This is a genomic window from Sphingomonas psychrotolerans, from assembly GCF_002796605.1.
GTDB classification, from domain to species: Bacteria; Pseudomonadota; Alphaproteobacteria; order Sphingomonadales; family Sphingomonadaceae; genus Sphingomonas; species Sphingomonas psychrotolerans.
On the sequence record NZ_CP024923.1, the window covers coordinates 3,446,903 to 3,467,541 of the forward strand.

At 66.2% G+C, this 20,639-nt stretch carries 21 protein-coding genes; 7 read left to right on the forward strand and 14 right to left on the reverse strand.

What is annotated here, in order from left to right:
• Nucleotides 1–268 precede the first annotated feature (268 nt).
• Nucleotides 269–907 carry a thermonuclease family protein gene (locus tag CVN68_RS15710; RefSeq protein WP_100283036.1) on the forward strand — a complete coding sequence of 213 codons (639 nt, stop codon included), beginning with the start codon at nt 269–271 and terminating at the stop codon, nt 905–907.
• Nucleotides 908–916: 9 nt separating this feature from the next.
• Here the strand turns inward: CVN68_RS15710 and CVN68_RS15715 are convergent, their stop codons facing one another.
• Both CVN68_RS15715 and CVN68_RS15720 read right to left on the reverse strand, forming a co-directional pair.
• On the reverse strand, nt 917–1,561 hold the full coding sequence (locus CVN68_RS15715; RefSeq protein WP_100283037.1) for a DUF4893 domain-containing protein: 645 nt from the start codon (nt 1,559–1,561) through the stop codon (nt 917–919).
• Nucleotides 1,562–1,743: 182 nt separating this feature from the next.
• The gene (locus tag CVN68_RS15720) at nt 1,744–2,238 is read right to left on the reverse strand and encodes a winged helix-turn-helix transcriptional regulator (protein ID WP_100283038.1); all 495 of its coding nucleotides are present in this window, start codon (nt 2,236–2,238) and stop codon (nt 1,744–1,746) included.
• A 149-nt stretch (nt 2,239–2,387) separates the two neighbouring features.
• Here CVN68_RS15720 and CVN68_RS15725 point away from each other — a divergent pair, with 149 nt between their 5' ends.
• The gene (locus tag CVN68_RS15725) at nt 2,388–2,702 is read left to right on the forward strand and encodes a CC_3452 family protein (RefSeq protein ID WP_100284451.1); all 315 of its coding nucleotides are present in this window, start codon (nt 2,388–2,390) and stop codon (nt 2,700–2,702) included.
• A gap of 49 nt (nt 2,703–2,751) precedes the next feature.
• Nucleotides 2,752–4,839: a RelA/SpoT family protein gene (locus tag CVN68_RS15730; RefSeq protein ID WP_100283039.1), complete on the forward strand. Its 2,088-nt coding sequence runs from the start codon at nt 2,752–2,754 to the stop codon at nt 4,837–4,839.
• A gap of 87 nt (nt 4,840–4,926) precedes the next feature.
• Here CVN68_RS15730 and CVN68_RS15735 read toward each other — a convergent pair whose 3' ends face one another.
• Together CVN68_RS15735 and CVN68_RS15740 are read right to left on the reverse strand one after the other, a co-directional pair.
• Nucleotides 4,927–5,898 carry a DUF6607 family protein gene (locus tag CVN68_RS15735; RefSeq protein ID WP_407695513.1) on the reverse strand — a complete coding sequence of 324 codons (972 nt, stop codon included), beginning with the start codon at nt 5,896–5,898 and terminating at the stop codon, nt 4,927–4,929.
• 5 nt (nt 5,899–5,903) lie between these two features.
• Nucleotides 5,904–8,093, reverse strand: a complete 2,190-nt coding sequence (locus CVN68_RS15740; protein WP_100284453.1) for a TonB-dependent receptor domain-containing protein — start codon at nt 8,091–8,093, stop codon at nt 5,904–5,906.
• A gap of 180 nt (nt 8,094–8,273) precedes the next feature.
• Between CVN68_RS15740 and CVN68_RS15745 the strand changes: the two genes are divergently transcribed.
• The gene (locus CVN68_RS15745; protein ID WP_100283040.1) at nt 8,274–9,299 is read left to right on the forward strand and encodes a glycosyltransferase family 2 protein; all 1,026 of its coding nucleotides are present in this window, start codon (nt 8,274–8,276) and stop codon (nt 9,297–9,299) included.
• 66 nt (nt 9,300–9,365) lie between these two features.
• Here CVN68_RS15745 and CVN68_RS15750 read toward each other — a convergent pair whose 3' ends face one another.
• Both CVN68_RS15750 and CVN68_RS15755 read right to left on the reverse strand, forming a co-directional pair.
• The gene (locus CVN68_RS15750) at nt 9,366–10,094 is read right to left on the reverse strand and encodes a class I SAM-dependent methyltransferase (protein WP_100283041.1); all 729 of its coding nucleotides are present in this window, start codon (nt 10,092–10,094) and stop codon (nt 9,366–9,368) included.
• A 1-nt stretch (nt 10,095) separates the two neighbouring features.
• The gene (locus CVN68_RS15755; protein ID WP_233503381.1) at nt 10,096–10,485 is read right to left on the reverse strand and encodes a GtrA family protein; all 390 of its coding nucleotides are present in this window, start codon (nt 10,483–10,485) and stop codon (nt 10,096–10,098) included.
• A 163-nt stretch (nt 10,486–10,648) separates the two neighbouring features.
• Between CVN68_RS15755 and CVN68_RS15760 the strand changes: the two genes are divergently transcribed.
• Nucleotides 10,649–12,433 carry a hypothetical protein gene (locus CVN68_RS15760; protein WP_100284455.1) on the forward strand — a complete coding sequence of 595 codons (1,785 nt, stop codon included), beginning with the start codon at nt 10,649–10,651 and terminating at the stop codon, nt 12,431–12,433.
• Here the strand turns inward: CVN68_RS15760 and CVN68_RS15765 are convergent.
• From CVN68_RS15765 to CVN68_RS15795, 7 genes are read right to left on the reverse strand one after another with little or no spacing between them, the layout of a single operon-like run.
• Nucleotides 12,402–13,043 carry a MarC family protein gene (locus CVN68_RS15765; protein WP_100283042.1) on the reverse strand — a complete coding sequence of 214 codons (642 nt, stop codon included), beginning with the start codon at nt 13,041–13,043 and terminating at the stop codon, nt 12,402–12,404. The two genes, CVN68_RS15760 and CVN68_RS15765, sit on opposite strands and share 32 nt — an antisense overlap.
• Entirely contained in the window at nt 13,040–13,657 is a 618-nt protein-coding gene (locus CVN68_RS15770; protein ID WP_100283043.1) for a Cif family virulence factor, read from the reverse strand. The genes CVN68_RS15765 and CVN68_RS15770 overlap by 4 nt, the downstream gene beginning before the upstream one ends.
• The gene (folD, locus tag CVN68_RS15775; RefSeq protein WP_100283044.1) at nt 13,657–14,532 is read right to left on the reverse strand and encodes a bifunctional methylenetetrahydrofolate dehydrogenase/methenyltetrahydrofolate cyclohydrolase FolD; all 876 of its coding nucleotides are present in this window, start codon (nt 14,530–14,532) and stop codon (nt 13,657–13,659) included. Before folD ends, CVN68_RS15770 begins: the two co-directional genes overlap by 1 nt.
• Nucleotides 14,529–14,783, reverse strand: a complete 255-nt coding sequence (locus tag CVN68_RS15780; RefSeq protein WP_233503382.1) for a DUF167 domain-containing protein — start codon at nt 14,781–14,783, stop codon at nt 14,529–14,531. The genes folD and CVN68_RS15780 overlap by 4 nt, the downstream gene beginning before the upstream one ends.
• 56 nt (nt 14,784–14,839) lie before the next feature.
• Nucleotides 14,840–15,142, reverse strand: a complete 303-nt coding sequence (locus tag CVN68_RS15785; RefSeq protein WP_100283045.1) for a YggT family protein — start codon at nt 15,140–15,142, stop codon at nt 14,840–14,842.
• Between the two features lie 44 nt (nt 15,143–15,186).
• A complete protein-coding gene (gene argB / locus CVN68_RS15790; RefSeq protein WP_100283046.1) occupies nt 15,187–16,086 on the reverse strand; it encodes an acetylglutamate kinase in 900 nt (299 codons plus the stop codon).
• Nucleotides 16,087–16,125: 39 nt separating this feature from the next.
• Nucleotides 16,126–16,803, reverse strand: coding sequence for a queuosine precursor transporter (locus tag CVN68_RS15795; RefSeq protein ID WP_100283047.1), 678 nt, complete (start codon nt 16,801–16,803; stop codon nt 16,126–16,128).
• Nucleotides 16,804–17,402: 599 nt separating this feature from the next.
• On the opposite strand from CVN68_RS15795, the gene CVN68_RS15800 reads away from it, so the two are divergent.
• Complete coding sequence (locus CVN68_RS15800; RefSeq protein ID WP_100283048.1) at nt 17,403–18,701, forward strand: NupC/NupG family nucleoside CNT transporter; 1,299 nt, start codon at nt 17,403–17,405, stop codon at nt 18,699–18,701.
• On the opposite strand, the gene CVN68_RS15805 is transcribed toward CVN68_RS15800, so the two are convergent.
• On the reverse strand, nt 18,698–19,567 hold the full coding sequence (locus CVN68_RS15805) for a 3-hydroxyacyl-CoA dehydrogenase NAD-binding domain-containing protein (RefSeq protein ID WP_100283049.1): 870 nt from the start codon (nt 19,565–19,567) through the stop codon (nt 18,698–18,700). The genes CVN68_RS15800 and CVN68_RS15805 overlap by 4 nt on opposite strands.
• A gap of 69 nt (nt 19,568–19,636) precedes the next feature.
• Here CVN68_RS15805 and CVN68_RS15810 point away from each other — a divergent pair, with 69 nt between their 5' ends.
• Nucleotides 19,637–20,635, forward strand: coding sequence for a DUF1176 domain-containing protein (locus CVN68_RS15810; RefSeq protein ID WP_100283050.1), 999 nt, complete (start codon nt 19,637–19,639; stop codon nt 20,633–20,635).
• Nucleotides 20,636–20,639 lie beyond the last annotated feature (4 nt).

The following is a 20,639-nucleotide window of genomic DNA, read 5'->3' on the forward strand; positions in this document are numbered from 1 at the left end:
GCAGGTATGGCAGAAGGCGAAGTCGAATATTTCGCTGAGGGCCCAGGTCTGGCTTTCCAGGTTCCATTCCGCCCAAGCGTCGCGCGTCACGGCCACGCTGCCGCACCGTTCGCACGCATATTCTACCCGAGGAGTACCGCCCTCTGCCATGCGCGCATCCTGGCATGGTTCGCGTCCGCTTCGGACGAAAGTGCCTCCGAAACGGAGATGTCTGTGCGGCCAACGGCGCGGATACGTTTTGGTTACCTCGCCCGCTTAACCTCGCGGGATGCGGCACTCCCCCGATTTCCACCGGCAGATACGCCGCACGCGCTGGCGTCGCCGCGCCCGTCTCGACTTCCGGGCCGCGTTGGTGGTCGTCGTACTTGTCGGTGGTGTGCTTGGACTGCGGCTAAGCGGCGAATGGCGCGGACCGATCGACGCGCCGCCGTCTGCGCTCCCGGACACAGTCGATCCATGGGCCGAATCGCGCAGGTCGGCCGAATTGCTCGAGGATCAGGAAGGTCCGCCGCGGATCCAGATTAGCGACAGGCGGAGTGCGAGCCCCGCTTCCGCGAATGTCTCCGCGCGGTTCGGCTTCTGCCACAGCGGCGGGGGAACCAATTGCGTGGTCGACGGCGACACCTTCTGGCTGGGTGGCGAGCGCATCCGCATCGCCGATATCGACGCGCCCGAGACGCATCCACCGCGCTGCGCCGAAGAAGCCCGGTTGGGCAGCGCCGCGACCGAGCGGCTGCAGGCGCTGCTCAATCACGGCCCGGTGACGCTGCAGATCGCCGATCGCGATACCGATCGCTACGGACGCAAGCTGCGTATCGTCACGCGCGACGGGCGCTCGCTGGGCGGGCAATTGGTCGACGAAGGACTGGCGCGCCACTGGACCGGGCGCCGCCAGCCCTGGTGCTGATTGCCCTGATCAGCCGCGCGGCTGCTGATCGGCGGGAACCGGGGTGAGTTCGTAGATGTCGAGCTGGCGGGAATCGGCCCCGGCGACCGCGAGCCGCCAGCGGAAGCCGCCGACGCGCTCGACGACGCCGACCATGTCGCGGGCAGGCTCGTTGCCATAACCCAGCGAATTGTCGCCCGGCCGGCGCTGGCGGGCGCCGAGAAAGACATACCGCTTCCCGTCCGGATAGAAATAGCCCGCTGCCGGATCGCTGCCGGTCTGCTTGACGAATGCGATCCCGTCGGCCGTGCCGGATATGAAGCAATAGTCGCTGGTCGAGCTGCGGACGGTGGCAGAACCACGCGGCGGCGTGCGCAGCCGCACCACGCGGCAGCGATAGGAGCCGGGGGTGAGGCTGGGCAGGTCGAGACCGGCGGCTGGATCGACCAGCTTGCCCTGCGCCGTCCGGACGCGGGGCGACAGTTTCGCGTGAAGGCCCGTCCAGCTCTTGCGCAGACCTTCCAGTCGCGTCTCGTCCTCAGGGCTGATCGAAGCGCGCCATGCAGGCGGCTCCTCGACCGTGACCGTGCTGATCAGCACCACCCGCGGCGGTGCCTTCGTCGCACAGGCGCCGAGCATTGCACATAACATAAGCGTGACGATGCGCCGATACATTGGCCACCCCTCGATCAACGTCCGGATTGTCGAAAACTATTGCCGAAAGATGAACGTCAAACGTTAACGAAGCGTAAATGGGACTGGAATCTTGCGCCGCAGCACGCGCGGCGCGCGACGGGTTGGTTGCCGCGCAGCTGTCGAGAAGCCGTCGACGTCCCCGAACCGCGCCGGGCGAGGGCCTATTCGGCGGCGCGCGCCTCGGGCTCGTCCTCGGCAATGTCTTCGGGGAGCGCCCATACGAGGTCGCCTTTCTGGAGCACGCGGCCGTCATGTGCCTGCACCGTCACCGGCGCGATCGGGCGGCGATCACGGGCGTCGACCAGCACCGGAAAAGCCGGCACGCAGGTTTCCCAGCGTTCGCCCCATTGCCGGAGCGCGATCATCGTCGGTAGCAGCGCATAACCCTTGTCGGTGAGGCGATATTCGATCTTTCGCCGATCCTCGGGGCAGGGCCGACGCTCGAGAATGCCCTTGTCGACCAGCCGTGCCAGCCGGTTCGCGAGGATATTGCGCGCGATGCCGAGCTCGGACTGGAACTCCTCGAAATGGGAGAGGCCGTTGAACGATCCCCGCAGGATCAGGAACGACCAGCGCTCGCCCATCGCTTCCAGCGCCGCCGGAAGGCTGCACTCTTTCGCCAGCTCGCGCAGCGACTCTCGGACCGCACCACCCATGACTGTATATCCTATCTCAATTCGCCGGCCCAAGAAACGGCATAACACATTGCGACGCAGCAATAGTTTCTGCTTGCAACTTACTTGTGTGTCAATTAGGTATTGATTCGCAACTGATGTTGCGCCCGGAAGTTCCCCAGGAGGACGACATGACCCGATATCTTGCCGTCGCGGCAGCTGCCGCGGCCACGCTGGCGCTCACCCCGGCGACCGGCTTCGCGCAGACCGCGCGCGGCTATTATACCGCCACGCCGATGACTTCGCCGGAGAAGAACAGCCTCGTCACGCGCTCGACGATCTGGAAGTGCGGCGAAGGCGTCTGCGTCGCTTCGAAAGCCAATGCCCGCGACAACATCGTCTGCGAACTCGTCGCGCGCGAAGTCGGCCAGCTCTCGTCGTTCCGCGCCAATGGCGCAAACTTCGACGCGGATGCGCTCGCCAGGTGCAACGCCAAGGCGCGCTAGGCCTCGAAAAACATTGCAATGCAGCAGCACGGGGCGCCATCTAGGCCCCGTGCTGCGTCAATATGAACTTGTAGATCGGGTCCTGTCCTACGACCCTGAAGCCGACGAGGCTTTGCTCAACCGCGCTTATGTCTTCTCGGTCAATGCTCATGGCAGCCAGAAGCGCGCCTCGGGCGACCCCTATTTCAGCCATCCGATCGAAGTCGCCGGCATCCTCACCGACTTGCATCTCGATGCCGAGACGATCGCCACGGCGATCCTCCACGACACAATCGAGGATACCGTCGCGACCCCCGAGGAGATCCGGCGGTTGTTCGGCGACAATGTCGCGCGGATGGTCGACGGCGTCACCAAGCTCTCCAAGATCGAGGCGCAGACCGAGAGCGAGCGCGCGGCGGAAAATCTCCGCAAGTTCCTGCTCGCGATGTCCGACGACATCCGCGTGCTGCTGGTCAAGCTGGCCGACCGGCTGCACAACATGCGCACGCTCCACTTCATCAAGAATCCGGACAAGCGCAAACGTATCGCCCGCGAGACGATGGACATCTATGCCCCGCTCGCCGAGCGGATCGGCATGTACGAGTTCATGAAGGAGATGCAGACGCTCGCCTTCCGCGAGCTCGAGCCCGAGGCCTATGAGAGCATCACCAAACGGCTCGAGAGCCTGAAGGTCGAGGGCGAGGACCGCATCGCCAAGATCGCCTCGGGGCTCAAGCTGCTGCTCGCGCGCGGCGGAGTCGACGGCGAAATCTCGGGGCGCGAGAAGCATCCCTATTCGATCTGGAAGAAGATGTCCGAGCGCCACGTGTCGCTCGAGCAGCTCTCCGACGTCATGGCCTTCCGCGCGATCGTCGAAAGCGAGGAGGCGTGCTACCGCGCGCTCGGGGTGATCCATCGCCGCTGGCCGATGGTGCCGGGGCGGTTCAAGGACTATATCTCGACGCCCAAGCGCAACGGCTATCGCTCGCTCCACACGACGATCATGCACGCCGGCGATACCCGCGTCGAAATCCAGATCCGCACCCGCGACATGCATGCGCGCGCCGAATTCGGCCTCGCGGCGCACTGGGCCTACAAGCAGGATTCGGTGCGGCCGGACACCCAGGTCAGCTGGATCCGCGACCTCATCGAGATCCTCGAGCACGCCGAGAGCCCCGAGGAGCTGCTCGAGCATACTCGCATGGCGATGTACCAGGACCGGATCTTCGCCTTCACGCCGAAGGGTGAGCTGATCCAGCTGCCCAAGGGCGCGACGCCGATCGACTTCGCTTATGCGGTTCATACCGATCTCGGCGATCAGGCGGTCGGCGCCAAGGTCAACGGCAAGGTGGTGCCGCTGCGCACCGAGATCGAGCAAGGCGACCAGGTCGCGATCCTCCGCTCGAAGGCGCAGGAGCCGCAGGCCAATTGGCTCAACTTCGCGATCACCGGCAAGGCGCGCGCGGCGATCCGGCGGCACATCCGCCACAAGGAGCGCGACGAGACCGTGGCGCTCGGCCGCAAGCTCTATGACGAGATCGTCCAGCGGCTGCCGACCCCGGCTGGCGAGGGGGCGCTCAAGGACGCGCTCAAGCGGCTCAAGCTCCCCGATGAAGGCGCGCTGATGGAGGCGATCGCGCGGCGCAAGCTCACCGATGGGCAAGTGATGGAAGCGGTGATGCCCGGCTCGACCGAAGGCGCCGGAGACGAAATGCCCAGCCAGGCGCGGGCGATCGATATCAAGGGGCTGACTCCGGGCGTCGCCTTCAATTTCTCCGAGGATTGCCGCCCGGTCCCCGGCGACCGCATCGTCGGCGTGCGCCGCCCCGGCGAGCCGATCGAGGTCCACCGCATCGATTGCGCCGGCCTGGGCGAAACCGACGAGGAGGATTGGGTCGACTTGACCTGGGGCGACCGGGCCGAGGGCGGCATCGCGCGGATCGCAGTCACGCTCAAGAACGAGCCGGGCGCGCTGGGCGCGGTGGCGACGCTGATCGGCGGCCAGAAGGCCAACATCCTCGGGCTCAGGATGGACAATCGCGACACCACTTTCCACACCAACGCCATCGACCTCGAGGTCCGCAACGCCACGCATCTGATGCGATTGCTCGCAGCGCTGCGCGCGGCCGACGTCGTGAACTCGGTCGAAAGGGCCTAACGTCCCTCTCCCACCGGGAGAGGGAGGGAGCCGCGAAGCGGCGGAAGGGTGAGGGTGACGCGGAGCACTCCCGACGCGAGAGGGACTCTAGCCTCCCGCCGCCTTGGTCGCCTGGTCCATCAGCGCCTTGGCGGTGCGGATCGCGTCGGCTTCCTTGATCTTGCCGGACTGCACTTCGTCGGCGATCTCGAGCACGCGGCCGCTGATCACGGTGCCGTGATCGGCCTCCTCGGTGATGCGGATGCCGCCCTTGGCTGCGGCGATGCGGTCCCATTCGGCGCGGATCGCGGCCCAATAGCCCTTGGTCGCGGCCCAATAATCCTCGGCCGCCTTCACTTCGAACCCATCGTTCTTCGTGTAGCTGTTGAGAACATATTCCTGCACGATCGGCGCAAGCTTGCCGCTCACGTCGCCGATCTTGAGATTGTCCTGCCAGTGGATCCAGCCGGCGGGCGCCAGCGCGTGCCGGTTGATCCCGAGATAGCGGTCATAGACCGGCCCGCGGATGGCATCCCGCCGGGCGAGCGGCCGCCAGCTCTGTCCGGACTGCCAGCGGCGTATACCACCGACCGTCTCCCACTTGCCCCAGCCGCCATAACGAGGGCTGTCGTCGACCTGATATACCGTTTGCGACCAGACGCCCTTGCGCTCTTCGGGGGAGAGCGCGGTCCAGCTCCAGGCGTCCGGCCCGGCATAGGTCAGCACCCGTGCGGGCTCATATTCCCAATCCTGCCGCCAATGCTTGATCACCATCGGCTTGCCGCCGGCATCGACGACGAGCAGATGCTGGAGCCGGATGACCCGGCCAGCGTCCTCGATCACCCGCACCGCCTCGAACCCGCCCGAGACCTTGACCGGGATCGGCGTGTAGTCGGCACGCCATGAGGTCGCCTCCTGCATGTCGAACTTGACCTTGTAGTTTCCGGCCATGCCCAGAATGTCGGCGCGGTCAGCTTCGAATGTCGCGGCGGGCGCGGCCGCCGGTGCGGCTTGCGCGAAAGCGGGGAGCGGCGCGAGCAGCGCCAATGCGGCGGCGAAGCGAAAATGGTGCATCGTCATTCCTTTCAGAAGCGGACGCTGAGCGAGACGCTGCCATTGCGGCCCGGCTGTGTATAGGCGTCCTTGATCGGCGAACTGGTGGCGAGCCCGCGGATATCGGCCCATTGCCAATATTTGCGGTCGGTGAGGTTGAACACGCCGGCGCGCAAAGTGATATCCGGCAGCACCCGCCAATATGCGGTGATGTCGAGAACCAGATAGTCGTCGCCCCGGAAGCAAGCGGGCGTCGGGACGGGCGTGGCGGTGCCGGGCAGCGGATAGCAGGACGATCCGCGTGTCTCCTTATTCTCCTTCTGGCCGCCATAGGTAGCGGCGAAGCGCCCGCCAAAGGCGCGGCCGGGATCGTCATAGCCGAGGCTCAACACGGCACGGAACGGATCGACCGACTGGAGCGGCGTCTTCGCCCCTGTCGCCGAGATCGCCGAACCCTCGGCATAGGCTAGGGCGAGCGTCGCGCTGACGCCGGGCGCCGGGCGCACTTCGCCCCGCGCCTCGAATCCGCTCACTTCGGCGCCGGTCAGATTGACCCATTGATAGATCCACGGGCTGCCCGGCACCGGGAAGGGCCGGCCGGTGGTCTCGATCTGCTCGATGAAATCATCATATTCCGAATGGTAGCCGGTCAGCTCGAGCGAAGCCGATTGCCCGGTGAAGCGCACGCCGCCTTCGATGCTGCGGCTGGTTTCGGGGCGCAGGTTCGGATTGGGAATGCTGAGGTAACCGACCGGCGGATTCTCGAAGAAATTGTTCACCTGGCTCGGCGAGGGCGCTTTGAAGCCCTCGGCGTAATCGGCGAACAGCCGGACCGAATCGGCGAGCCGCAGCACCGCGCCCAATTTGGGCGATAGATGCGATCCGTCCTGCGCGGCGCCCTTGAAGGTCGGCAACAGCGGGTCGTCCTCGGGATCGAGATCATAGGCGTCGAAGCGCAGTGCCGGATAAAGCGTGAGCGGCCCCAGGTCGAGCTCGCCGCCGACGAACAGACCCGCGAGCATGAAGTCGGTCTCGGGGAAGGCACGCGTCGGGAAGGTCTCGCCGGCAGGCGGGACCACCCCGTCGCGCAGCCCTTGCTGATGCGTGAAGCTGACGTCGCCGCCGGCGACGAGGCGGATGCCGCCAATGCCGCCGCGCACTTCGGCCGCCGCGCCATAGACTCGATTCTCGAAGGTGTTGAGCCGCTCGCGATCCGCCGCCGGGGTGCGGTCCTCGTCGGTGAACTGGCGATCCTCCGCATCCTGCCAATAGACGCCGATGCGCGCATAGTTGATCGCGCCCGTCCCCTGCCACGTCCAGTCGCCCGACAGGCGCTTGCGCTTGCCGGTGTCGCGGCCGTGGAGCAGTTCGACTGTCGAACTGAGCCCGCTCAGCACGTCGGTGGTGACCAGGGTGTCGAGATATTCGCCGGTCAGGCGGAATTTGTGGCTGCCCGGGGCATAGACGATGCGCCCGAGCAAAGCGTCCGAACGGCCATCCTGCGGATTGGGCTCGGTTCGGGCCGTGCCGGTGCCGCCGACCTCGCTTTTGTTGTCGAGCTCCGACCAGTCGCGACGCGTATAGGCGAGCATCGCCGACCAGTTTCCGCTGCGCGCCGCCAGGATCGCGGTTTCGGCGAATTCCGCGTCGGCCGAGCTATAGGCGGCGCGGAAGAGGCCGCCGATCGTGCGGCCGTCGTGCAGGAAATCGACCGGATCGCTGGTGACGAAGCTCACTGCCCCCGCCAGCCCGTCGCTGCCGTACAGCGCCGAGGCCGGGCCGCGCAGGATCTCGACCGATTTGATGAGCCCGAGATCGACATAGTCGCCGCGCCCCGCCGCCTGCGCACCGAAGCTGAAGCCGTCGGGCACGCGTACGCCGTCCACCTGCATCAATACGCGATTGCCGCCGATGCCGCGGATGACGAACCCTTCATTGCCCGCGCGGCCGGTCGCGCCGAGCGCGGCGCCGAACCGCGCCGGCGATCGGGGAACGCTGATGCCTGGTTCGAACCGGACGAGATCCTTGATGTCGGTCACCAGCTCGTCGGCGATGCGGCGCTCGTCGATCACCGTCACGGTGGCCGGCGCATCGACCGTGGCCAGTGGCTGGCGTGTCGCGGTCACGGTGATCGGGCGATTGTCGACGACGTCGTCGCTTATCACCGCTGTTTGCATCGTTCCCTGCGCCCATGCCGGCAGTGCCGTAGCACATGCCAACATGCTGGCTCCCATTGCCCACCGCTTCATCTGACCCCTTTCGCTAGTGCGACTGACTCGCATTAGCCTTCGGGTAGGAGCGTTCTCCCTTATGGTCAATCCCGTAACGAATCGAGCGGCTGACTGGTGCACCTGCCGAATTTCATGTGACGCCGGCCCCCCGCGGCGCTACAGCGGCCGGTCATGAAGAGACCCAAGCTTTCCGTCGTCGTTCCCTGCTACAATGAAGAGGCATGCCTCGAGATGCTGCACGGGCGCATTTCGGCCGCGGCGCAGGCGGCGGTGGGGAGCGATTACGAGATCGTGCTGATCAACGACGGCTCGCGCGACGCGAGCTGGAAAGTGATGCAGCGGCTGTCGGAAGGCGATCCACGCCTCGTCGCGATCAATCTGTCGCGCAATCATGGCCACCAGCTCGCGCTCACTGCGGGGCTCGATCTGTGTGCGGGCGACGAGATCCTGATCATCGACGCCGATCTGCAGGATCCGCCCGAATTGCTGACCGACATGCGCGCCGCGATGAAGAGCCAGGGCGCGGACGTCGTCTATGCGGTGCGGCGCAAGCGCGACGGCGAGACGATCTTCAAGAAGATCACCGCCGCCTTTTTCTATCGCATGCTCGATCGGATCACCGACACGCCGATCCCGCTCGATACCGGCGATTTCCGGTTGATGACCCGGCGCGCGCTCGACGCTTTTCTGTCGCTTCCCGAGCAGGCCCGGTTCATCCGCGGGATGGTGGCGTGGATCGGCTTCAAGCAAGTGCCGTTTCCCTATGATCGGCACGAGCGGCACGCCGGCGAGAGCAAATATCCGCTCGGCAAGATGATCCGCTTCGCGCTCGACGCGATTACCGGCTTCTCGACTGCGCCCTTGCGCTTCGCCAGCCATGTCGGGCTGCTGCTCACCGGCGCGTCGGCCTTGCTCGTGCTCTACATCCTGATCGGCTGGCTGTTCGGCGCGGCGATCCCCGGCTGGACCTCGCTGATGCTCGTCGTGGTGGTGCTCGGCGCGGTGCAGATGTTCGTGCTCGGGATGATCGGCGAGTATCTCGGGCGGCTCTACGTCGAATCAAAGCGGCGGCCGCTTTATCTGGTGGCGGACGTCGCCGGTCCGGTGCTGGGCCACGCTTCGCTCGGCTATCGGTTCGAGGATTCGGGCGAAGTCAGCGTCTCGCCGCAGACGATGCGGAGCGAAACGGGAGAATAGGGTCGTCATCCCGGCGAACGCCGGGATCGCGTGCCACCCTGCCGTTCGCGTGCCGCCTGAGGTCGGCTATTTCACCGAAGCCAGCGCGATCAGCGACAGCCCCGGCGGCAGCGGTACCCGGCCGACCATGTGGCGCTCGAGCCGGAAAATGCCTTCGAACAACGTGTTGAGCGGCTTGGGCGGCGGCGAATCGTCGCTGTCGTCCTTGCCCATCAGCTTGCCGGCGAAGCGCGCCGCGACTGCGACCGGAAAGAGCAGCGAATTGAAGTAACCGAGCTTGTGGCCCTCCAGTCCCGACTTTGCGAGCAATGCGGCGAACCCCGCTTTCGAATAGCGACGCTTGTGGTGGTTGACCACGTCGTGCGCGCTCCACATCCATTGGTGCGCGGGCACGGTGATCAGGATCTTGCCGCCCGGCTTGAGCGCCGCCGCGATCGCCTTGAGCGCCGCCACGTCGTCTTCGACATGCTCGATCACGTCGAGCACCGCGACCATATCGTAGCTGCCCGGCGCGACTCCGACGAGCTCGGGAAGCGGCGCGGTGCCGACCGGTTTGCCCAGCCGCTCGCTCGCCTTGGCGCCGGCGGTCTCGTCGATCTCGATCGCGTCGATCTCGCCGAACTGCGCGAGCATCGGCAAATTGTGCCCGGTGCCGCAACCGATCTCGAGGATGTGCGCGTCCTTCGGCAGATCGCCCCAGCGCGCGAGGTAATCGGCGAGGATGTCGCGGCGGGCGCGGTACCACCAATGGGTGGTGTCGTGCGCGGCCATGCGCTCGTAGACGATGCGATCCATTTTACCCGAATACCCAGATGCGATTGAGCGCGAAAGTGACCAGCGGCGTGACGAACAGGATCGGGATCAGCGGCCACCACCACGGCCCCGCGAGCATCGCGTCATCGGTCAACAGCCAGACGAAGGCGGTGTTGAGCCCATAGCTCACCAGCGAGACGAGGAAGAAGCGCCAGCTCGTCTTGGTCGCCTCCGCGCCATGGCCGCGGAAGCTCCATTTGCTGTGGAGCAGATAGCCCGACAGCATCGCGACCAGATAGCCGCAGATGTTGGCGACTTGCTCCGAAGTGATCTTGAACGCCGCCAGCGGAGAATAGACGAGCGTGTACAATCCGGTGGTGATGCCGCCGGCGATGCCGAAGCGGATCAGCTGGCCGAACACGCCGCTGGCCATCAATGATTCGATCCGATGCTGAAATGCGGTCACTAGTCTAGCTTGCCCTCGCGCAGGGCGCCGCCCTAATGCGGAGCGCGGAGCGAGGAAAGCGATTTTGAAGCTGAGCGGGATAAGCGGTTTGCGCGTGAAAGAGGAACTCGATCGGCGCTGGCTGACCGGGATGCTGTTGTTCTGGCTCGGCGTGATCGCCTGGTATCTGTGGCAGCGGCAGGGCAATGTGCATTGGCTCGCGCTCGGCGACACCGACGACAATATGCGGCTGATGCAGGTCCGCGCGCTGCTCGGCGGCCAGGGCTGGTACGATCTGCGTCAGTATCGGCTCGATCCGGCGATGGGCGGGTTCGACATCCACTGGTCACGCATCGTCGACTTGCCGATCGCGGGGCTGATTCTGCTGCTCAAGCCGTTCCTGGGGACTGCGGAGGCGGAGAAATGGGCATGCGGGCTGGCGCCTTTGCTCCCGCTGGCGCTTACGATGACCGGGCTCAGCCTCACCGTCCGCCGGCTGATCGCGCCGCACGCCTGGCCGCTGGCGCTGATCATCCTGATGGGCTGCACCTCGACGATGCTGATGTTTGCGCCGATGCGCATCGATCATCATGGCTGGCAGCTTGCCTGTCTCGCGCTCACCGTGGCGGGTCTCGCCGACACGCGGCGCGCCCGCGGCGGCGCCACCGTCGGGCTGTCGAGCGCATTGTCGCTCACCATCGGGCTCGAGATGCTGCCTTATTGCGCGATGGCGGGGGCGATCATCGCATTGCGCTGGGTGTGGGATGGCGGCGACGCGCGGCGGATGCAGGTTTATGGGCTGAGCCTCGCCGGCGGTTCGGCGCTTGGCTTCGCTGTGTTCGCCTCGAATGCCAACCAGGCACTGCGCTGCGACGCACTGACTCCGGTGTGGCTGACCGTGATGGTCGCGGCGGGAACATTACTCTTCGCACTGTCGCTGCTAAACATCGGAAATCGCTGGATTCGTCTGGCGCTGACGGCAGCGGCGGGCGGCGCCGTCGTCGCGGGGTTCGTGCTGCTATTCCCGCAATGCCTCGGCCGCCCGGAGCAAGTCTCGGACGAACTGGCGCGGACATGGCTCAACAATGTCCGCGAGGCGCGGCCGATCTACCGCCATCCGTTCAAGACCGGATTCCCGATCGCAGTGCTGCCGGTGATCGGCATAATCGGCGCATTGGTCGCGACGTGGCGCGCGCGGCGCAGCGAGGCGGCAGTCGCGTGGGCGACGATCGCCTTGTTCACTGCGTTCGCGGCGGCGATGCTGCTCTGGCAGATCCGCGCCGGACCCGCCGCGCAGATGCTGAGCGTACCGGGTGCAACGGCGCTGGCGTGGCTGGTGGTGCCGTGGTTCCTCGGCCGTTCGTCGATGCTGGTCCGCGTGTTCGGCTCGGCGATTGCCTTCCTGCTCGTTTCAGGCCTTTTCGCCGGCCTCGTCCTGCCGTGGATTCCCTCGGAAAAGGGCAAGCCGGGCAAGACCGGTCCCGACAAGGTCGCGCAGGCCAATGCCGCCTGTGCACGGATGTCGTCGCTGCGGCCGCTCAATACGATCCCGCGGGCGATCCTGTTCAGCCATGTCGACATGGGACCGCGGCTGATCACGATCACGCATCATGACGGTGTCGCCGGCCCTTACCATCGCAACGGCAATGCGATCCTCGACGTGCATCACGCCTTTACCGGCCAGACGAGCGGCTTCCGGGCGATCGCGGCGCGGCACAAGGCGCGCTATCTGCTGATCTGCCCGAACATGGCCGAGACCACGGTCTATCGCGCGCGCAATGCGAACGGATTCTATGGCCAGCTGCATCGCGGCGAGGTGCCCAACTGGCTCGAACCGGTAAAGTTGCCGGAGAAATCGCCGTTCCGCTTGTGGCGGATTCGCTACGATTTGCCCGACGCACCCGTCAGTGCCCCGAAAGCACTGCCCCGGCGCTGAAGCTGGCGCGCAGCCCGTCGATCACGAACTGCGCGGCAAGCGCGGCGAGCAATACGCCGAGCAGCCGCGACACCACCGCTTCGATCTTGGCGCCGACGACGCGCATGATCGGCCCGGCGATCAGCAATGCGAGCAAGGTCAGCGCGAGGATCGACGCCATTGCGGCGAGCACCACCGCCGAATTGGCGAGGCCGTTGCTCTGCGACATCAGCAGCATCACCGAGGCAATCGATCCCGGCCCGGCGATCATCGGCATCGCCATTGGGAAGATCGAGATGTCGGCCGGTTCCTCGGCGCGGATCTTCTCGGCGCGGTCCTCGCGGCGCTCGGTGCGCTTTTCGAACACCATCTCGAGTGCGATCAGGAACAGCATGATGCCCCCGGCGATGCGGAAGGCATTGAGGCTGATGCCCAGCGCCTTGAGCAACGCCTCGCCGAACAGCGCGAAGCCGAACAGGATCGCCGAGGCGACGAGCACCGCACGCACTGCCATCGTCCGGCGATGCACCGCGCTCGCGCCGGTGGTGAGCCCCGCGAAGATCGGCGCGCAGCCGGGCGGATCGATCACCACGAAGAAGGTGATGAACGCGGAGACATAGAGTTCGATCATTTGGCGGGCGCTGCGATATCGTCGAGCAAGACAATTTCGTATCCGTCACCGTCCCACAGATGCGTCAGGAAAGTCCGATGGCCATCAGGCATGACATGCCATTCCCACAGCAGCGAACGATCCGGTGACGTGCCTTCTCCATCCTCGGTGAGGTGAGGACCTATGGGAATGCGGCCGTCATCGCCAGAGGGGAGGCGACGGCAGGACGGGCGCTTCACCTTTGGCTTCGCGGGGCGCTCGCGCGCAACCTTGAGCGCGTCGCCGCCATCGACGATCCACTTCCAGCTGCCGTCCGCTTCGCGCCGCCACACGGTGGTGAAATAGCTGACCGCGCCGCTGGGCCAGTGCGCGCCACCGGTATTCACTGCCAGCTTGCCGTCGCACGAGACGTAGCTTTCAGTCGGCCACCACTCGACGGATTTTGGCGGGTCCTCGCGATCCTTGAGCCAGCCTTGGGCCTTCACCGGCTGCGGAACAAACATCGTCGCGTCCGCCGCCGCGTAATCTCGAAACGCAGTCCACTGCCCCTTCTCCTGCGCCGCTGCGTTGAACGCGCGCTCGGCATCGACCGCAGTCTGCGGCGCGGCGACTTGCAGCAGCAAAAGGGCCAACATCAGATATCTCCTTCTTCGAGCGCGACTCCCTCACGGCGATGCGCCGCCACCAGCGTGTTACGGAGCAGCACCGCGATCGTCATCGGGCCGACGCCGCCGGGTACCGGGGTGATCGCGCCCGCCACGCTCGCGGCACTGTCGAAGTCGACATCGCCGGTGAGGCCGTTCTCGGTGCGGTTGATGCCAACGTCGATCACCGTGGCGCCGGGCTTGAGCCATTCGCCCTTGACGAAGTGCGGGCGCCCGACTGCGGCGACGACGATATCGGCATGGCGAAGATAATGCGGCAGATTATGCGTGCGCGAATGCGCCACGGTGACGGTGCAGCTTTTCGCGGTGAGCAAGGCCGCCATCGGCTTGCCGACGATGTTCGATCGGCCGACTACCACCGCATCGAGCCCGGACAAGTCGCCGAGCCTGTCTTCAAGCAGCATCAGGCAGCCGAGCGGCGTGCACGGCACGAAGCCCGGCAGCCCGGTGGCGAGACGCCCGGCATTGACCGGGTGGAAGCCGTCGACGTCCTTGTCGGGGTCGATCCGCAGCAGCACTTCGTCGGCGTCGATATGCGCGGGGAGCGGCAACTGGACGAGGATGCCGTCCACCGCGGGATCCATGTTGAGCTGCTCGACCAGCGACAGCAAGGTCGCCTGGTCGGTGTCGGCCGGCAGCTTGTGCTCGAAGCTCTCCATCCCGGCCTCGCGGGTCTGTTTGCCCTTGGAACGGACATAGACCGCCGAGGCGGGGTCCTCGCCGACCAGCACCACCGCGAGCCCGGGCGCGCGCCCGGTCGCCTTCCGGAATGTGGGAACCCGTTCTGCGATGCGGGCGCGGAGGCCCGCCGCGAATGCCTTGCCGTCGATCGATGCTGCGCTCATGGTTCGCGTCCATAGAGGCTGGCGGCGATCTTCGCCAGCGCATGCGCGTCGCCGGCGATGGCGAGCCGCTTGAGACGGGCAGTATCGCCCGCGATCACGGTAACTGCGCGCTTGGGAACGCCGAAAGCCTTGGCCACCAGCGGCACCAAAGCCGCGTTCGCGGCGCCTTCGACGGGAGGCGCCGCCAGCCGCGCGGCGAAATGCGCGTCGGTGCCTGGCGCGAACCCGTCACGCGACGCGCGCGGCGTCACGCGCACAGCGATCTCGATCCCGTCTCGGCGCAGCGTCCAGGCTGCGCCCGCGCGGCTCAGAGCTGCCCGCCAAGAGCGATGCGGTAGAGTGCGGGCAGCACCGCCTGCTGGAGGATCAGCAGGATCACCAGCACGACCATCGGCGAAAGATCGAGCCCGCCGAAATCGGGCAGCACCCGCCGGATCGGCCGATAGATCGGATCGGTAATCGTCTTCAGCGCGCGCCAGATCGCCCCGACATATTCGTTGTGAGTATTGATCACGTTGAACGCGATCAGCCACGACAGGATGGCCTGGACGATGATGATCCACCAGATGACGGTCAGGATGATCTGGAGGATGTCGAGGATCAGGATCAAACCCGTTCTCCGTGAGAGGTGATTGGCACTAGATAGCGTGTGGTTCAGGCGTGGACCAGCGTGCCGGCGCCGCGCCGCGTGAAGATCTCGAGCAGCATGGCATGCGGCACCCGCCCGTCGAGGATCACTGCGGCGTCCACGCCCGCCTCGACCGCGGCGACGCAGGTCTCGACCTTGGGGATCATGCCGCCCGAGATGGTGCCGTCGGCCTTGAGTGCGGCAACGCCGGCGGGATCGAGATCGGTCATCAGATCGCCGGACTTGTCGAGCACCCCGGCCACGTCGGTGAGCAGGAAGAAGCGCTTGGCGCCGCACGCCCCGGCGATTGCGCCCGCCATCGTGTCGGCATTGATGTTGTAGGTATGCCCATCGGTGCCCAGCGCGATCGGGGCGACGACCGGGATGAAACCCTGCGCCGCCAGCGAGTGGAGAATCGCCGGATCGACTGCGACCGGCTCGCCGACGAAGCCGAGATCGACATGGCGCTCGATCCCGCTCAGCGGATTGGGCTCGCGGCCCTGGACCTTCTCGGCAGTGACGAGGCCGGCATCCTTGCCCGAGATGCCGACGCCCTTGCCGCCCGCCTGGCCGATCCAGCCGACGATCTCCTTGTTGATCGATCCGGCGAGGACCATCTCGGCGATCTTGGCGGTCTCGGCATCGGTGATGCGCAAGCCCCCGACGAATTGCGATTCGACGCCCAGCCGCTTGAGCATCGCGCCGATCTGCGGACCGCCGCCATGGACGACGATGGGGTTGATCCCGACGGCCTGGAGCAGCACGACGTCCTCGGCGAAGTCGCGCGCCAGCTCCGGATCGCCCATCGCGTGGCCGCCATATTTCACGACGAAGGTCGCGCCAGCGTAACGCTGCAGATAGGGCAGGGCTTCGGTGAGCGTCTCGGCCTTGGCGAGCAGCGCGGGATCGGGTGCGTTATCGGTCATCGCGCGCCCTTAGGACAAAGTTGCGGCCAGCCCAAGCCGTCAGAGCGAGCGCCGACGATCGAGGAAGCGCCCGAGCCCGACGAAGAAATAAATGAGCGGCGGCACCAGCACGAGGCTGAGCACGACCTTGGTGAGCATCTGGCCGACGAGCAATTCGGTGATCGGAAACACCCCGTAGAACGCGATGGTGATGAAGATCAGCGTGTCGGCGATCTGGCTGAGCATGCTCGCGACCGCCGCGCGCAGCCACAACAGCTTGCCGCCGCCGCTCTTGAGCGCGCTGAAGATGGTGACGTTGAGGATCTGCGAAATGCCGTAGGCGACGATCCCGCCCAGCCAGATGCGCGGCGTCCCCGACATCATCATCTCGAAGGCGTGCAGCCGGTCGAGCTCCATGCTCGGCGAGGCGGGCAAAGCGAGCACCAGCAGCGAGAGCAGCACCGAGGTGATCAGAGGGATGAAGCCCCAGACGACCAGCCGTCGCGCGGTCTCTGGCCCGTTGAGCTCGGCGACCGCGCTCGACACTGCCACCAGCAAAAGGAAGGCAAAGATCCCCGCCTCGACCGCGAGCGGGCCGACGCCCACCCAATTGCCGATCGCCGAAATCGGTCCCAGCGACACCTGCTTGTTGCCGAGAACCCCGGCGATGCAGACCATGCCGCCGTAGAAGATCGAGAGGAAGAAGAGCGAACGGGTGATATAGGGGCGGCTTTCCATGATCTTACGCTAGCGGGAAAGATGCGCCCGCGAAAGATGCGCCAGGGATTGCATTGTTCTCTATATGTTCCACTAATACTGTTGGTCGCACGCGTATGCACGCACTCCCGCGGGGGCCGGGTCCCGACCGCAATACGACTGGTGAGGGGGAGTGTTGCCGGTGCCCGAGCCCGTAGAATCGCACCCCGAACCTCAGCGCCTTCGAATGGGAGACAACGCACCGTCGACGCGCCGGCCAGGCGCCGCGCGCGCCGCACTCGCGCGGCATCCACGCGCCACCTGCACGTTACGCACGCACCACCAGCGCGGCACACGATCCAACGCCGGCCAGCCAGAATCGGCAGATTCCCGCGGTTTCTGCCTGTCGGCATTCCCGGACGGGTCAACCGCAGCCGCCCGGATCGCATTTCGAGTCAATCGGAGTCAATTTGGTTGCGGGTCAAGACCGCGCCTCACCGCGGGCCGTTCGCAGCGGCGGACGTGTCCGCCTGCGCCCCGATCCCGCGGGCATCCGCCACTGGCCTCATGCCATGCAGCGTGTATGCTCGCGTGTCGCCGGCTCCATCTCAGGCCGGCTATTGGGGCGGATTTTCAAGCGGATGACTCATTTCCCGATCGGTATCTTCGGCGTGCTCGCGATCCTCGCCATCGCCTATGCCCTTTCGGGCAACCGGCGGGCAATCCGGCTCCGCGTCGTCGGTGCGGCGTTCGCACTTCAGGCGGGGGTCGCGGTCCTTGTGCTGCGTACCAGCTGGGGACAGGCGGCACTGCACAGCCTCTCGAACGGCGTGACGGCGCTGCTTGGCTATGCCGGCGCCGGTACCAGCTTTCTGTTCGGCCCGCTCGCCAGGCCCGAACTCGGCGGGCAGAGCTTCGCGATCGCGGCGCTGCCGGTGATCATCTTCTTCGCGGCCTTGGTGTCGATCCTCTACCATCTCGGCGTGATGCAGTTCGTCATCCGCTGGATCGGTGGGGCGATCGAGAAGGTGGTGGGGACCACCAAGGTCGAATCGCTGTGCGCCGCCGCGAACATCTTCGTCGGCCAGAGCGAATCGCCACTGGTGATCCGTCCCTATCTGGCGCGGCTGACTCCGCCGCAGCTCTTCGCCGTGATGACCGTGGGCATGTCGGGCGTCGCGGGGACGATCCTCGCGGCCTATGCCAGCCTGCTCGGTTCGCAGGCCTTGCCCTATCTGCTCGCCGCCTCGTTCATGGCGGCGCCGGGCGGGCTGCTGATGGCCAAGATCATGATGCCCGACGATCCGGTCGCCCCCGAAGGCCAGCTGCCGCTCGGCGACAATCCCGAGGAAGAAGTGATCAAGGTCGCCGAGCACGATCTGGAGGAAGAACGCGCCGCGAACCTGATCATGGCGGCGGCGAGCGGCGCTTCGACCGGCGTCAAGATCGCGGTCGCGGTCGGCGCGATGGTGCTGGCGTTCGTCGCGCTTGTCGCGCTCGCCAACGGGCTGCTCGGAGGCGCGGGCAATTGGGTCGTCTATGCCAGCGGCAATGCCGAATGGGCGCAGTGGTTCAAGGATCTCAGCTTCCAGAAGATCATCGGGTCGGTGTTCGCGCCGGTGATGTATCTGCTCGGCATCTCGTGGCACGAGGCGACTGCGGCGGGCGGCCTGTTCGGTACCAAGGTCGTGCTCAACGAATTCGTCGCGTTCATCCAGCTCGGCGAGATGAAGGACCTCGCCCCGCGCACCGTGGCGATCATCACCTTCGCGCTGTGCGGTTTCGCCAATTTCAGCTCGATCGCGATCCAGATGGCCGCGACCGGCAGTCTTGCGCCCAATCAGCGGCCGATGATCGCCAAGCTGGGGATCCGGGCACTGGTCGCCGGCAGCCTCGCCAATCTGATGAGCGCGGCGCTGGCGGGGCTGCTGCTGCCCTAGCGCGTAGGTACCGGCTCGGTGCCCGAATAATCGTAGAAGCCGCGCTTCGTCTTGCGGCCGTACCAGCCGGCTTCGACATATTTCACCAGCAAGGGCGCGGGGCGGAATTTTGGATCGCCGGTGCCTTCGAACAGCACGCGAGTGATCTCTAGACACGTGTCGAGCCCGATAAAGTCGGCGAGGGTGAACGGGCCCATCGGATGGTTGAGCCCGAGCTGGCAGGCGGCGTCGATATCGGGGATCGTCGCCACGCCCTCGCCGAGCGCGAAGCAGGCTTCGTTGAGCATCGGCATCAGCACGCGATTGACGATGAAGCCGGGTGCGTCGTTGGCGTGGACGATCCGCTTGCCGAGCGACTGACCGAATTTCTCGACCGCCGCCACGGTGGCGTCCGATGTGGCGAGGCCGCGGATCAGTTCGATCAGCCCCATCACCGGCACCGGATTGAAGAAGTGGACGCCCATGAAGCGGGCGGGATCGGGCGCCGCCTGGGCAAGGCGCGTGATCGGAATCGACGAGGTGTTGCTGGCGAGGATGGCGTCAGGGCCGAGCACCTTGCCGACGGTCTCGAAGATACTGCGCTTGATCGCCTCGCGCTCGGTCGCAGCCTCGATGACGAGGGTGCACGGCGCCATCGCGGCGACGTCGCCGATGGGAGTGATCCGGCCGAGCGCCGCTTCGGCATCGGCGGCGCTGATCTTCTCCTTCTCGACCGCGCGGGCGAGTTGCTTGCCGATCCCGGCTTTCCCCGCCTCGGCGCGCGCCCGGTCCATGTCGGAGAGCAATACGGCATAGCCCGCCTGCGCCGAAACCTGCGCGATGCCCGCGCCCATCTGCCCCGCGCCTATCACCCCAACCGTCTGCATCGTCCGTCTCCACGATCACTTTGTTGCTTGCCCCTACCGCCCTGCGCTGACCTCGGCTAGACGCCGGGCATGCTGACGCTCGCACTCCTGCTGCTCGCCGCCGATCCCGCCGTCGGCGTTTCGCAGACCTATGGCGATTGGGCAGTGGCCTGCGACAATCTCAAAATCTGCGAAATGACTTCTTTGATCGGTGACGACGGCGATTGGCCCGCGGACGGCCCGTTGGCGGCGTCGATCAGCCGCGCGCCCGGGCCGCAGGGCGGCTTCGAGATCGTAGTCGATTCGGCCAGGGCAACCGGCAGCCTGACGCTCGCCATCGACGGCAAACCGGTGGCGCAGGCCGTGCCGCGCGAGGGCGCGGTGCGTTTCCGCGGTGCCGATGCTGCGCGCATCGTCGCGGTTTTGATCGACGGCACGAATCTCACGCTCGCCAACGGCAAGGCGGTGATCGCAAAGGTCTCGCTCAAGGGATCGTCTGCGGCGCTGCGCTTCATCGATACCGGGCAGGGGCGCGCCGGCACGGTCACCGCTGCGGCGGCCAAGGGAACGAAGCCCGCCACTGCCGTGCCCGCCGCGCCGACGGTGCCCCGCGTTCCCGCGCTCCGCGCGAGCGGAGCGCCCGCGACGGTGAGTGCTGCATTGCGCCAGCAAATGGAAAAGCGCTCGGGCTGCGACGAATCGGCGACCGAGTCCGACGCGGCCGATAAGGTCCAGACCTTCGCGCTGGGCGGCGGCGCTACCTTGGCGCTGCTGCCCTGCGGTAGTGGTGCCTACAACATCAACAGCGCGCCGTTCGTCCTGCGCGGCGGAAAAGCAGCAGTTGCCGATATCGATTATTCGGGCGACGGCAGCGGTGAGGCGCCGATGCTCACCAATGCGTGGTGGGACGCAAAAACCAGCATGTTGAGCACCCACGCCAAGGGCCGCGGGATCGGCGATTGCGGCGAGAGCGCCAATTATGTCTGGGACGGCAAGGGCTTCGTGCTGATCGAACTGCGTTCGATGGGCGAGTGCCGCGGGTCGATCAACTGGCTGCGCACGTGGAAGGCCGAGCCGGTCTATCGCTGATCGG